This window comes from Actinomadura rupiterrae (assembly GCF_024172125.1).
In the GTDB taxonomy this organism is placed as follows: Bacteria; Actinomycetota; Actinomycetes; order Streptosporangiales; family Streptosporangiaceae; genus Spirillospora; species Spirillospora rupiterrae.
On the sequence record NZ_JAMZEA010000010.1, the window covers coordinates 1 to 13,193 of the forward strand.

The window sequence follows — 13,193 nt, forward strand, 5'->3', positions numbered from 1 at the left end:
CAGAACCTCACCTGGTCCGCCGACGGCCACCTCACCAGCGTCACCGGCGGCAAGAACGGCGACGCCAGCTACCTCTACGACGCCGACGGCGACCTGCTGCTGCAAAAGCAGGCCGGCACCACCACCCTGTACCTGCCCGACGAACAACTCGCCCTCGACACCGCCGGCACCCTCCACGGCACCCGCTACTACGACCTGCCCGGCGGCGGTCAGGCCGTCCGCACCGGAACCGGCGACCAGTACACTTTCCAGACCAGCGACCAGCAGGGCACCTCACTGCTGACCCTGGACTCCACTCTCACCAAGGCCACCTGGCGCCAGCAGACCCCCTACGGCGCCCCCCGCGGCACCGCCCCGGCGAGCTGGCCTGACAACCACGGCTTCCTCGGCCAAGTCCAAGACGCCACCACCGGCCTCACGAACCTTGGAGCCCGCTGGTACGACCCCGCCACCGGCGCCTTCGCCTCCCTGGACCCCCTGTTCCAGCCCGAAGACTCCCAACAGCAAAACGGCTACGGCTACAGTGGCGGCAACCCCACCACCTACAGCGACCCCGCCGGCACGACCAAGTGCGACGTGGGAATCTGCCCCACTCCCGGCCAGGACTACCACGGCCCCAACTGGTGCGAGACCCACGACTGCAGCAAGCCCGGCGCGCCTTACGATGGTGACCCGGCCGACGACCCCGACCAGAACCCTCACAACGGCCTCAACGGCCACTACGACCCCAACAGCTACGATCGCTACCACGAATGGCTCCGTCACCATGAGGAGATCGCCCGCGAACGTGAACACCAGCTCTTCCTTCAGCGCCTTGCCGCAGAACGAGCTGCTGCTCGGCGAGAAGATATGCTCAATCGCATTCGACAGCTCCAAAATTCGATGAGCCTTTCTCATGCGGGGTGCGCCGACCCAATTTCATGCACTCTCGGAGGCATGAAGCAAGATATGAAGAATGCGTTTGCGTATGTAGGTAGTCATTTTGGAGTCAACTACGGGGCCTGCTTCTTCGCTTGCGCTACACTCACTTTCCAGGATGGGGAATTTTGGCTTTCGTACGACAATATCGGAAATAACTGGGGGGTGGAGAAGGGCTTCGAAGATTGGGGAAAGATTCCGTTCAACTTCAGGGGCTCGTGGAGCGTTCAGTACACTTCGGCCACTCCAGATGAAGGAAATTCTGATTACTTTCAGGGCGGTGCCGGCTACGGTCCTTATGTATCTGCCATGGGAGCGAAGTCTGGCCCTAACGGCAAGGCTTGGGGTGGGGCATCCATCGGTGAAGGGTTTGGCTATACATTCGGCCATACTCATTCTGTCAAACTTCTTTCGCTCAAGAAATATATTCACAAAGCATGGAACTCATGGTAACCTTTAGCGAGATATGGTGCACCCAGCTCCTGGGTGCACCATATTTACTTTGGGCACGAAGTCGCACTTTCATCCTGAAGAAGGGTTTGCGAGGATGTCGCAACTGGCTATTGAGAGATCTCGGCTGGTTCATCTTGTACAGGCAACTGGCAACAAGAGTCCGATCGATTGGAGATATACACTTCTAGTTGGAATTGCAGCGCTGCTGCTTGGACTTTTGGCGATGTTTAACGTCGGCAATCTTTTTGGAGGATGGAGGAAGAGGGGAGAGGCTGTCGATGATGTTCCCGGATTTGCTCGTCGATGGGGGATTGTCGGCACAATTTTTGGTATTGCCATAACTGTGGGCGCAGTGGCGGAGGCTTTTGGATGGAAAGGGTCTTAGTCGCGGTTTGGCGACCCTGTCGCCCCGTAGTCGCCGGTGGACGGCGTGAAGCATTCGCTTGTACTCGGCCAGGGAGAAGGCGGCGCGTTTCCCCTTGTTGTGCCGGTAGTGGTGCGGCCGGAAGATCAATCGGAACCTATGTCCGGAGTGCTAACACACCAGGCCGGCGGCGGATACCCGTCCGCTGTGGTCACCGCCGTTCTCCTCATCTGCAGCCGGTGTTCGCGGCTGCTCTAGGAGCGTCCTCGGAGCGGCGGTCTGAGCCCTTGACCTGTCTGGGCTTTGAAGCAGATCCAGGCGTCCAGGTCGCTCGCGGTGCCTCCACCTGCGGCCGAACCTCCGCTTCCACGCCTCGATCTTGCGGCATCCCGTTGGACGGCGCGGCGGCCGGGAACCTTAAACCGACTAGGGCCTGTTTCGAAGTCCGCTGTGTGACGGTGTGTCGTGATCTCTAAGCAGAGAGGTCTCCGGTTAAGGGGGTTCATCGACCAAGAAGAACCTTTGGATACCGGAGACCTCGTGGCCACCCTAGCGGTGACGCGACGGTTGGATCTGACTGAGGAGCAGTGGGCGCGGCTGGAGCCGCTGCTGCCTGTTCCGCGTCGTCAGGGTCGGCCGTCGGTGTGGACCAAACGGCAGCTCATCGATGGGATTAGGTGGCGGGTGCGGGTCGGGGCGCCGTGGTGGGATGTGCCTGAGTGCTATGGATCGTGGCAGGCGGTGTACGGGTTGTTTCGCCGCTGGCAGCGGACGGGAGTCTGGCGGCAGATCGTGACCGGTCTGCAGGCCGTGGCTGACGCGCACGGGCTGATCACCTGGGAGGTCGGGGTGGATTCCACGGTCTGCCGGGCGCCTCAGCATGCGGCCGGCGCGGCCCGGCACGCCGATGCCCAGGCCGAGTCACCGGGCGGGGTGGCTACCGAGCCCGCCGACCATGCGCTGGGACGTTCCCGCGGTGGTCTGACGACCAAGCTGCATCTAGCGTGTGAGCCGATGGGGAGGGCATTCCAGGCCAGCAGATGGGTCACCTGCTCGCGGTGGACGGGTGTTGCAAAGGGCCGGAACCGGAGCACGTTCTCCTTCAGCACGAACCACCAGCAGGCGTCGAGATGACGCAGCACCCGTAGCTGGTCCATCCGCTCGGTCGGTGGCGCGTGACACGTGCGATGGACACATCAGAGATCTGTGGCCCGAGCGGCCGCGCTGGCCTGACAGTCAGGGATCGAAAATGGCGGAAATGGAACTGGTTCGCGCGGAGCTTTCCGACCCCTCCTGGGAGGAGTTGCCATGCGGCTGCGGCCGACCAGCCTCCCATCTCAGGGAAATCCTGGCAGATCTGGCTTCCCGAGAAGTCCGTGAATTGAATGTTCTGGACGATCTGGAGGGACACGTCTACTTCCCATCAAGCATTCTAGCGCCTGCCCGACGGGTAATTGAATTTTGCTTTGCCGTGTTGGCTGACGACGTACCGATCGGCGCTCGCGAAATCTTCACAGAACTCCTTCTGACCATCCTCAGCGGAGAGGGGCAGCCCGTGGAGATCATTGAATCTGGACGGGACCTGGTTGGCGAGTGTTTTGAAGCCGCCACCCCAGGCACCTGGCTACTCTCTCGAGAGGTTATCTCTAGCAAATCAATAATCTCGGCTCGCTTTGCTTTCGATGTACTCTCCATCCTGAATGAAGAGCCATTGCGGCTAGCAAATCTGCAGAGAATCGCCGCGGACAGACTTCAGCCCTATGAAGAATATTGATCGTCTAGAGAATGGTGCAGTTGCATAAAAATGCTCGCGTTAGCAGGAAACCTATCCTGGGAGCCGTACAGGACGGCGCCTGGTGGGGAGATCGGCGCCTCCGGCAGCTCCGAATTTCTCTGTCTCACATGGATCTGATCTGAGATGACCTCGTTTGACGTGGAAAGGAAGCGTCTCGCGGCGGTACCTAATCCGCCGAAACTACCGCGACGACCTGTCGACCTCGACGGTTGGCGAAGCCTCATTTCTCCGGGGTTTATGTTCGTTATTTGAAGTCCTCGGTTCTGCCCGGGCCGGCCGGCGCTCTGTGAGGTTCGCGTGAGCCCAAGCAATTCGATGCCAGTCAGGCTGGCATCGCCATACAGACCTGTCGCCCCAGCTCGAGGGCGGTTTGCTCTCGTGATCGTCTGGTCCGACAGCGGAGCTATCAGATATAACGCGGCAGAAGACAATGGCTTTAATGCAAACGACTTTAAGTCGACATGTTAAACCTAATTGCAAGATCGACCATTATTGAGAAGCCGGCGGGGCCGTAATCGGTAAGACTGAATAGCTTCTAGGGTAGTGGAATTGGGTGGCGGGTGGCGGATAATTGAATAGAAGCGTTCGTGTGGAGCGGACGCCCGGTTGTGGAGGTCGATCATGTCGAATCGGCTTTCCGGGGGATATGTCCCCGCCGAAGTGGCAGGGGCGAGTTTGGCGCCCGAAGACATGGCGCGGGTCGGCGCGGACGATTGGGCGGACATCGGTCGTCTTGCGCGCGGCTACTGCCGGACGGTGGATGCGTCGCGGAGGCGCAAGTGCATGGACGGCAGCGCGACCGTGACCCATGGCGGGCATCCGTCGCTGGGTACCGATGATGTGTCCGACGACGTGACGCAGGATGCGGTGCTGATCTTCGCCGAGCGGCTCCGGGACGTGGTGAAGTCCTGCGCGGTCACCTCCCAGTGGATCGACACGCGCGAGGCGGCGTCGTGGCGGTATGTCCGCAAGGACGGCACCGAGACCATCATCACGCGCACCACGATGCAGCGGTGGGCGGTGCGCGATGCGGCCAAGCGCAACGGCTACCGGCTGGACATCCCGCCCAGCGAACTCGAGGCGACCCCCAACGCCCAGCTCATGCACGGCAAGCGGCACGCCCAAGATGTCACTCGCGCCGCGCTGGTGGCGTCGCCTGCGTCGGCGTTCACTGCGCAGATGTTCGGGCTTGCCTACGGGGACGGGCGCGATTTCCCGACGCTGGGCAGGCTGCTGTATCTGGCAGGCATGGCCACAGATCTAGGGCGGGCGGGTCTGCTGGCGACCGCAGCCCAAGCGGTGTACGGCGGCTCCTATGGGTCGCGCCGCCAAGTGAACCGTCTGCGCGACAAGGCCATTGCTGAATGGCATGACCTGTCACAGCGGCTGGATGAGATCCGCAACGACATGCTCCACGGCGACGGCCAATCCGGTCCATGAGAATGCGCCGAGATCACGCTCCCCTGCCCCTTTCCGGGGTGGGGGAGCTTCGTGTGAAATGCGCAAGAATTCGCGGGGATGGCGGACGTTCGGGCGTGATCGCCCGCCGTATATATATGAGAGCGAAAAAGCGCCGCTGCACCCCGCGCGGCGCCCATTCGCTCGCTTTTGGCCGCACGGCAATTGGTGCGGCGTTCAGCGGCGGCAGTCCGCATCGCGCGGACTGCCGGACGACCTAGACCCGGCGCTCACCCCGGCGCCGGATCACCACCGGGTCCTGTGGGGGAGTTTCCGCCCTGATCGGGTGAGCGTTGGCTTGCGCGGTGGGGGAGTTGTTGGGCGCCTCTGGCCTGAACGGCCGGCTGACACGCCATGGACGTGGCCCAGGCAACCGGCCGGGCCATGGTCGTTCAGGAGGTCCTGATGGCGAACAACGGTCACCTGGCGCAGGCGATGGAGAACATGGTCAAGGCGTCCCTGGCGGCCAAGGCGTTCCGGACCGGGTCCACGGGGTTCTTCGCCACCGGCAAGATCGAGGTCGGCGGGCGCCGCTACCAGGCGCAGGTCATGGCCGTGCTGATCGGGTCCAAGGACGACCCGAAGGCCAAGGTCCACGCGGACGTGGACCAGGCCCGGTCGGCCCTGGCGGCGCTGCTGCGCGACGGCTTGGTGCCCGCGCAGTTCAAGTCCGGCAAGCGCGGCTACCGGATGCAGGGCAAGGCCGAGATCGGCGACCAGCGGTTCCAGTGCTCGGCGCAGGCTGTCCAGCTGGCCTGACCATCCCACGAGCCGCCCGTGGACGCCACCCCCGGGGATGTGCGTGTCTCCCCGGGGCGCGGCGTCCGGGTGGAGGGGAGGAGACTGATGCCGCCTTCGACGGGACCGGACCTGCGGCCGTTCCGGCTGTTTGTGCGCAGCCCGGCGACTGGTCTGCTGACCGGTGACGGGTTGCTGTACCGGGGTGAGCGCGCCGCGCGCCGCGAAGCCCGCAAGATCACCCGCGTGTGGGGGCTGGAGACCCTGGTCCGGCCCCAGTGACCTTCCCGAAAGCGCCGCCCGGCGGCCCCGGGCCCGCGGCCGCAGGGTGGCGCCTGCCCGGACGGCGGGCCGGTGACGCCCTCCCGCCCGCCGTCCGGGCCCGTCTGACGTGCCCGGGAGCCTGCAACTCGGCTCCGTTCTAGGTGGCTTCTGGCACCCCGTCCCCACCTGTGAGGCCGGGGTGAGGTGCGGAGTTGTGGGGCGGTGCACCGCCTGCCAGCTGGTGGACGGCAGTCCACGCCACCGGCCCCCGGGCCCCTTTCAACCTTTCCAACACCAGCAAGGAGGCCGACCATGCGGCCTGATGCGGTCCCTGAGTGGGGCCGACGACTGCGCGGGACGCTCGCCGTCCTGCTGTACGGCGCGCGGTGGATGGTCGGGGTGGCCACCCGGCGGTATGTGACCGTCCGGGTGTTCCACAACACCGCCACCGACGCCGACGGACACGCCCTGGGGTTCGACGGGTACCGGCCCGAGCACCCGGTGGTGGAGGTCTGGCAGCTGCCCGTCCCCACCGCCCCGCCGCTGGACATCTGCGAGCGCGTCTACCAGCTGCTGAACATCGGCGACGACCCCGATTTCGGGGACCCGGACCTGCGCGCGGTGGGGTACCGGCGGCGCCGCAACCGCAGCCTGAGCGTGGGCGACTGCCTGGCAGTCGGCGACCGCTTCTACGCCGTCGCCCCGACCGGCTTCACCGCGATCGGCCCGCCCCAGATCACCGACCAGGGACGGCCCGGCAGCACCCCGCTGTGGGGCCCGACCCCCACCTGAACCACCAAGCGCGTCCCGCCCCGAGCTGGACGCTCTCCTGCCCGAGGGAGTCCCCATGATGGATGACCTGATCTTGATCGTCGCGCGTGAGCTGCTGCGGTTCGCGGTCCAGCGACAGATCGCCTGCCCGATCACCGGCGAGGTCTTGGACGTCGCCAACGCCGTTTTGGTGGATGCCACCGACCACGGCGGCGCGATGGTGGTGGTGACCGGCGAGGCCTGGGATCAGCACGAGCAGACCATCCGCGCCAAGCTCGGCGGCACCCGCGCCGACGTCCACGACGGCCGCCGGCTGTTCGGCGACACCTGACCGGAGGCCCGCCATGTGCTTCGACAGCCCGCCCACCCACCGACGCCGGTTGACCGATGACGAGATGGCGCAGGTCACCGACGCGATCGTCGCCGCCGCCTCGCCGACCGAGGCGCTGGCGGCCACCGTCCGGACGGTGTACGACGCACTGCTGGCGCCGCTGGGGGAGAGCACCGCCGACTACGGCCCCGACCGTCGCCTGCAGGTGACCGAGTTCGCGATCGCCGCCGACCAGAACGCCTACATCATGCGGGCGCTGGCCGCCAAGACCCGCAACCTCTCCCAGCGGATCTCGATCCTTCTGGACTGGACCAACCTGCGCCCCGACGACCTGCCCGAGGCCGCCGATGCCACGTCCCAGCTCGCCCACGGCGGCTGACCACGTCGGGCTGACCACGACGGCTCGGCGGCTGCCCGCCGGGCTGCGCAGACACCCCGCGGGTTTCCAGAGGGGGAGCTGGAGCCCGCGGGGACCGCGCAGGGGGCGGCACCTCCGCCCACCACGCCCAGCCTGAACAGGGGCAGGTCCGCGCCGAAGGCACCGCGCGGTCACCGGCGAGGGCGGTGCCCTGGCCGCCGCTGCCCGGCGCCCCCCTTCTCGCGCCCCGCCCGCTACCTGCCCATGCCCCAGGAACCGCCCCGTCCCTGCTCTGTGAACAGGAGTCTTGAGATGCTGCCCACCGACCGCCCCACGGTCCTGCTGATCACCAGTGACTGTGAGGTGATGGACCGGATCCACCAGCTCGCCGCTAGCGTCCCGGTCTGGACCTGCGACCCCGACCAGGTCACCGCGCAGCTATGGAACACCGCCCGGCTGATCCTCATCGACGCCCGCGCCACCGCCGACCTGGTTGAGCTGGACCTGCCGCAGCGCCGCGATGTGATCCTGCTGCTGACCGACCCCGACGCCCTGGACGCCCGCATCGGCGACCCGGCCGCGGCGCTGAGCCTGTCCCAGGTCACCACCCTGGACGACCCCGAGGACTGGATCGGCCGCCGGATCCAGGCCGCCGCGGCGCCCGCCAGCTTCACCGTGGCGATCGTCGGCGCCCAGGGCGGCATCGGCGCTTCCACCCTGGCCGGGCACGTGGCCGTGGCCGCCGCCAACACCGGACGCGACACCGTCCTGATCGACGCCGACCCGATGGGTGGAGGGCTGGCCTGCGCCGACCCCGACCGGTCCGTCCTCACCCTGCTCACCCAGGGTGAGGACGGAATGCTGGTCATCCCGCCCGACCTGATGGCCGCCACCATCGAGGAGGCGCGGATGCATGTCCCGCTGGTGATCGTGGACCTGCCCCGCCACCCCGACGCCGCCACCGCGCTGGCCACCGCGCTGGCCGACCTGACGATCCTGGTCACCGACCCGGCCCGGCTGGCCGCCGCCCGCCAGGTGCTGCGCTGGCTGCAGCCGCCCGCCCACCGCCTGGCGATCCTCACCCGCCCCGCCGGCCGCGACGACCCGTGGGTGGACGCGGTCGGGGCCCTGGGCGGACGGCTGCTCGGCCAGATCCCCGACACCCCGGCCGGACTGCCCGCCCTGTGCAGCGAGCTGATCGACCGCGAGCTCCCGGCCGTCCCGCAGCACACCTGACCCGAAGCGCCGCGCACCTTTCGGGCCGCCCGGGCGAGGCCATCTTGTGCGGCCATGCCCGAGCGGCCCTGACGCGACCGCCAGAAGGAGACGCACCATGACCGACCACCACCCCGACGACGTCCCTCCCGCCGACACCGTCCGCACCACGATCCGGATCCGCACCCCCGCCGACGTGGTGGCGGTGGTGCCGTACCTTTGGGCTACCACCCCGACCACAGCGTGGTCGTGCTGAGCATCGGGGGCCGCTACCGCAGCTGCGCGGTCCGCATCGACCTGCCCACCGACGCCGCCACCCGCGCCGACGCCGCCGAGCAGCTGGCCAAGCTGGTCGACAGCGTCTGGCCCGAGCACGTGCTGACCCTCGGCTACGGGCCCACCGACCACGTCACCCCCATGCTGACCCGCCTGCACGATGCGCTCACCGAGCACGGGCAGCACCCGGAGATGATGTTGCGCGTCAGCGACGGCCGCTACTTCGCCGATCCGCCCTGCCCCGACCCCGCCTGCTGCCCACCCGAGGGCCACCCGGTCGACCTCGCCCTCAGCCCGGTCGCCGCCGAGGCCATCCTGGCCGGGCATGTCGCCTACCCAAGCCGCGCCGACCTCGCCGCGACCCTGGACCCGGTCGGCGGCCCGACCCGCCGGCGCATGATCGCCGAGACCGCCCGCGCAGAACAGCGCCTGCTGCCCGGCCCGGGCGACGACGCCCCGCCAGCGCCCGAACTGACCGAGGCGCTCTACCCCGACGCGATCGCCCTGATCGAGGACCTGTACGCCGCGTGCACCCCGCACGGGGAGCCCGCCACCGAGCGGCAGATGGCCGAACTCGGTGTGCTGTTGACCCTCACGCGGATCCGCGACGAGGCGTGGGTGCGGATGGACCCCGACCACCTGCCCCGCTACCTGCCGCTGTGGACCCGCGTCCTGCGGCACGTCCAGCCCGACTACCAGGCCGCACCGGCCTGCCTGCTGGCCTACGCCGCCTACGCCTCCGGCGACGGCACCATGGCCAACCTGGCGCTGGAGCGCGCCGCCCAGGCCGACCCGGCCTACCCGATGACAGACCTCATCGCCGCGGTCATCGCCGCCGGTGTCCCGCCCGAGGCCACCCGCCTGCGCATGTCGCCCGACCAGCTGAACCACCTGTGGACGCGGCCCTCGGCCGGCCCCGCCCCGGACACCGACCGGCACACGTGAGGGCCACCAACAGCCCGGGAACCCACGCCCGCTGGCCGGCCCCGGCCGTTCCGGGCTCACCGACCGACCCCGAAGGGAGCACCATGCGCGTGTTCAACCTGGACCGAGCGCGCGCGGCGTCCTGGCTGACCGAGGCGATCGTCCGCCACGAGATGGGGGAGGCCTTCACCGACTCCACCAGCCCCCTGCCCCTCGGGCTGGACTACCGCGCCGACAGCATCGGCCACGAAGACACCGCCGCCCTGCTCATCCAGGCCGCCCAACGCGACCAGATCCTCACCGGCCCCGACGCCGTCACCATCGAATTCGAATACAGCGACGACGGCGACCAGGGCCTGTTCCGGCTACTGCTGGCCATCACTGCCCCCGCCCCCCTGCGCGTGGCCGGCGAACAACGCCCCCTGCCCGAACTCCCTGCCGCGCAGGCCACCGGCCATCCTGCGGCCCTAGCGCTGCTGGACTACACCGTCACCATCGCCAACCAGCTGTTCCGCCAACTCCAGGACTACCTGACCACCACCCGAAAGCCCCCGACCGGCTGACCGGTTCGGGAGGCGCACCGCTCCCCACCCCGGGTGCTGGGAAGGCGAAGGCCGTGAGCTGCCAGCCGCCCCGGCACGCTCGGAGCACTCACCGCGCTCAGTCAACCGGCCGGTCGGAAGACCGCCCCGCCCGAAGCGCGGTCCGCGGATCAGGAGGCGCGGCACCCGCTGCGCCGAGGTCATCGCCCATCTCGACCGCTGGGCGAGTGCACGAAGCGGCGGCCCGGCTGGTCCGGCCGACCCGCGGCTGGTTCGCCCTTATGAGAAGGAAGCAACGATGAACCCTGGGTTGAAGGGTGACGGCTGGCCTGACGCCGCAGCCCCTGACGAGATCCATCTTCGCGGTCCCGCCGACGCGATCGCGTTGGTGCCCTACGTATTGGGCTTCCACCCTCGCGAGAGCCTTGTGGTGCTCACGCTGGGCGGCGACCACCGGTGTTGCGCCGCCTGCGTCGACCTCCCGCCGGTCGAGGACCACATGGCACCGGCTGAGATGGCCGGGCGGCTGGCCGAGTTCGTGACCGCCCGCCGTGCATCCGCGGTGTCCCTGATCGGGTACGGGGCCGAGGCGCGCCTCGCGCCGCTGCTCGGGGCGCTGCATGCCGCGCTGGACCAGCGCGGGCAGCCGGTCGAGGCCTCGGTGCGGGTAGCCGGCGGCCGCTACTGGAAATGGCCGGGCTGCGGCGACCCGTACTGCTGCCCGCCGCAGGGACGGCCCATCAACCTCGGCTCGGGTGCGCTCGCTGCCAAAGCCACCTTCGCCGGGCGGGCCACCGCCAGCAGCCGCGACGGGCCCGCGCACAGCCTGGACCCCGTCGAGGGACACGCCCGGCGCCGCATGAGCGCCGTCACCGAGGCGGTCGAACGGGACTGGCCGCCCGCCCGGCTGACCGGCGGCGAAGCCGACCCGCTCCAGCACGCGATGCCGCTGATCGGACGGCTCTACCGGCAGGCGGCCGAAGGCGGCCCGCCGCCGACCGAACACGAGATCGCCCAGGTGGGTGTGCTGTTGACGGTGCTGCGCGTGCGGGACGAGGCGCTGGCCCGCATGGACTTCGGCAACCTGCGCGCCTACGCGCGCCTGTGGACGCAGGTGGTTCGGCACGTCGAGCTGCGCTACCTGCCGGCCCCGGCCACGCTGCTGGCCTACTGCGCCCATATGACCGGAGACGCGGCGCTGGCCGACCGGGCCCTGCGCCGCGCCCAGGCCGCCGACCCGTGCTACCCGCTGGCCGCTTGGTTCGCGCGGCTGTTCGTCCTTGGCATCCCGCCGTCGCTGGTGCGACCGGACCGTGGCTCCGACGAACCGGAGCGGTCTCCCGCCCAGGACGAACGCCCGGCGGTGGGCGGTGATGACGATGACCATGCCTGACCGCCCGCCCGCCGAGATCGTCACCGGTTTGCTGGATGCGGGGATCACCGGCCGCGTGCCGGGCGTGACCGAGGCCCGCTTCCGCGTCTGGACCGTCGACGACCACCTGCCCGAAGCGCTCCAACACTGGCCAGCGCCCGTGGATGCGGCCACCGCGCCGCAGGCGGCCTTCTGGCTCGGCTACCGCGCCTGCGCGATCGAGATCATGCGCCGGCTGCTGGACCAGACCCTGACCGAGGACGACGCGCCGTGGAACCGGCGCCACGCCGTCGTGTCCGGGCTGGTCACCCGGCTGTGCGCCCACCACTGACCCCACCCGTGAACCCCCACCCGCCCGCACCAACAGGAGGCGCGGCATGTCCCGCGAAACCCTGCAATGGCTCAACGCCAACACCCTGATCGGCTTCACCGACCAGCGCGGCACCGCCTGGCACTACCGCGCGGACCTGCAAGCCGCCGAACCCAACCACTACCCCGGCCCCGTCCCGGTCGACGACGTCAAACGGCGCCTGTTCCACTGGGAGGCGGTGCCCGCCCCGGTCCTGGTACGGCACCCCGGCACCGGGCAGATCCTGCAGGTCCCCGACCGCACGGCCTACCTGCGCAGCGACACCGGCCACGTGATGGGCATCTTCTCCGACGCCTACCAGCCGCACCCCTACGCCGAGTGGCTGCTGGACACCGTCGCCCGGATCCTCGACGACGACCTGGCGATCGGCTCGGCGATCCTGCTGCGCGGCGGTGCGGTGGCGTGCGTGTCGGTGGAGGTCCCCGACTCCATCACCACCCCCGAAGGCGTCCAGTTCCGTCCGCACCTGCTGGCGGCGACCTCCTTCGACGGGTCGCTGGCCACCACCTTCAAACGCGCCGTCACCAACGTGGTCTGCGACAACACCATGGCCGTCGGCCTGGCCGAGCACGGCCAGCACATCAAGATCAAACATTCGCGGTACTCGCCGCTGCGGCTGGCCGAGGCCCGCCAGGCCCTGAACATCGTCTACCAGACCGCCGACGAGTTCACCGCCCAGGTCGCCGCGCTGTGCGCGGCCGAGGTCAGCGAGCCCGAATGGCGCCGGTTCCTGGACGCGCACGTCCCGCTCCCCGACGCCCAGGGCGCCGCGCGCACCCTGGCCGGGCGCAAGCGCGACACTCTCAACCAGCTGTGGGCCCGGGACGCCCGGGTCGCGCCGTGGCGCGGTACCGCCTACGGCGTGGTCCAGGCCGTCAACACCTACACCCACCACCAGCAGCGCGTCCGCGGCGCGGTCCGCGCCGAACGCAACGCGCTGCGCGCGATCACCGGCGGCGTCGACGAGCTGGACACCGCCACCCTGCACACCCTCGAACACGCCCTGCACCGCCGGCTCGTCAGCCCAGCCGCCTGACCAGCGCC

General features: G+C 68.7%; 17 protein-coding genes. All 17 read left to right on the top strand.

The genetic code is table 11. The annotated features are described in order from the left end of the window. The coding region (locus FHU30_RS32100; RefSeq protein ID WP_253880915.1) for an RHS repeat domain-containing protein at positions 1-1,371 on the top strand (1,371 nt) is incomplete at its 5' end. A 49-nt stretch (positions 1,372-1,420) separates the two neighbouring features. After that, positions 1,421-1,756, top strand: coding sequence for a hypothetical protein (locus FHU30_RS32105; protein WP_253880917.1), 336 nt, complete (start codon positions 1,421-1,423; stop codon positions 1,754-1,756). A 501-nt stretch (positions 1,757-2,257) separates the two neighbouring features. Next, the gene (locus FHU30_RS32110) at positions 2,258-2,869 is read left to right on the top strand and encodes an IS5 family transposase (protein ID WP_253880919.1); all 612 of its coding nucleotides are present in this window, start codon (positions 2,258-2,260) and stop codon (positions 2,867-2,869) included. A 115-nt stretch (positions 2,870-2,984) separates the two neighbouring features. Continuing rightward, on the top strand, positions 2,985-3,509 hold the full coding sequence (locus tag FHU30_RS32115) for a hypothetical protein (RefSeq protein WP_253880920.1): 525 nt from the start codon (positions 2,985-2,987) through the stop codon (positions 3,507-3,509). Positions 3,510-4,151: 642 nt separating this feature from the next. Beyond that, on the top strand, positions 4,152-4,970 hold the full coding sequence (locus FHU30_RS32120; RefSeq protein WP_253880922.1) for a hypothetical protein: 819 nt from the start codon (positions 4,152-4,154) through the stop codon (positions 4,968-4,970). Positions 4,971-5,393: 423 nt separating this feature from the next. Next, positions 5,394-5,747: a hypothetical protein gene (locus FHU30_RS32125; protein WP_253880924.1), complete on the top strand. Its 354-nt coding sequence runs from the start codon at positions 5,394-5,396 to the stop codon at positions 5,745-5,747. Between the two features lie 87 nt (positions 5,748-5,834). Beyond that, complete coding sequence (locus tag FHU30_RS32130) at positions 5,835-6,008, top strand: hypothetical protein (RefSeq protein WP_253880926.1); 174 nt, start codon at positions 5,835-5,837, stop codon at positions 6,006-6,008. 294 nt (positions 6,009-6,302) lie between these two features. Beyond that, the gene (locus FHU30_RS32135) at positions 6,303-6,782 is read left to right on the top strand and encodes a hypothetical protein (protein WP_253880928.1); all 480 of its coding nucleotides are present in this window, start codon (positions 6,303-6,305) and stop codon (positions 6,780-6,782) included. 55 nt (positions 6,783-6,837) lie between these two features. Then, positions 6,838-7,092, top strand: a complete 255-nt coding sequence (locus tag FHU30_RS32140; RefSeq protein WP_253880930.1) for a hypothetical protein — start codon at positions 6,838-6,840, stop codon at positions 7,090-7,092. 49 nt (positions 7,093-7,141) lie between these two features. Next, complete coding sequence (locus FHU30_RS32145; RefSeq protein WP_253880931.1) at positions 7,142-7,471, top strand: hypothetical protein; 330 nt, start codon at positions 7,142-7,144, stop codon at positions 7,469-7,471. Positions 7,472-7,762: 291 nt separating this feature from the next. Further along, positions 7,763-8,686 (top strand): CpaE-like family protein, encoded by a 924-nt coding sequence (locus tag FHU30_RS32150; protein WP_253880933.1) that lies wholly within the window; start codon positions 7,763-7,765, stop codon positions 8,684-8,686. A 97-nt stretch (positions 8,687-8,783) separates the two neighbouring features. Further along, positions 8,784-8,921 carry a hypothetical protein gene (locus tag FHU30_RS32155; protein WP_253880934.1) on the top strand — a complete coding sequence of 46 codons (138 nt, stop codon included), beginning with the start codon at positions 8,784-8,786 and terminating at the stop codon, positions 8,919-8,921. Then, positions 8,915-9,886, top strand: a complete 972-nt coding sequence (locus FHU30_RS32160) for a DUF4192 domain-containing protein (RefSeq protein ID WP_253880936.1) — start codon at positions 8,915-8,917, stop codon at positions 9,884-9,886. Before FHU30_RS32155 ends, FHU30_RS32160 begins: the two co-directional genes overlap by 7 nt. An 83-nt stretch (positions 9,887-9,969) precedes the next feature. Next, positions 9,970-10,428: a hypothetical protein gene (locus FHU30_RS32165; protein WP_253880937.1), complete on the top strand. Its 459-nt coding sequence runs from the start codon at positions 9,970-9,972 to the stop codon at positions 10,426-10,428. A 277-nt stretch (positions 10,429-10,705) separates the two neighbouring features. After that, a complete protein-coding gene (locus FHU30_RS32170; protein ID WP_253880939.1) occupies positions 10,706-11,800 on the top strand; it encodes a DUF4192 domain-containing protein in 1,095 nt (364 codons plus the stop codon). Beyond that, positions 11,787-12,110, top strand: coding sequence for a hypothetical protein (locus FHU30_RS32175; RefSeq protein WP_253880941.1), 324 nt, complete (start codon positions 11,787-11,789; stop codon positions 12,108-12,110). Before FHU30_RS32170 ends, FHU30_RS32175 begins: the two co-directional genes overlap by 14 nt. 46 nt (positions 12,111-12,156) lie before the next feature. After that, positions 12,157-13,185 (top strand): DUF932 domain-containing protein, encoded by a 1,029-nt coding sequence (locus FHU30_RS32180; RefSeq protein ID WP_253880942.1) that lies wholly within the window; start codon positions 12,157-12,159, stop codon positions 13,183-13,185. Positions 13,186-13,193: the final 8 nt, after the last annotated feature.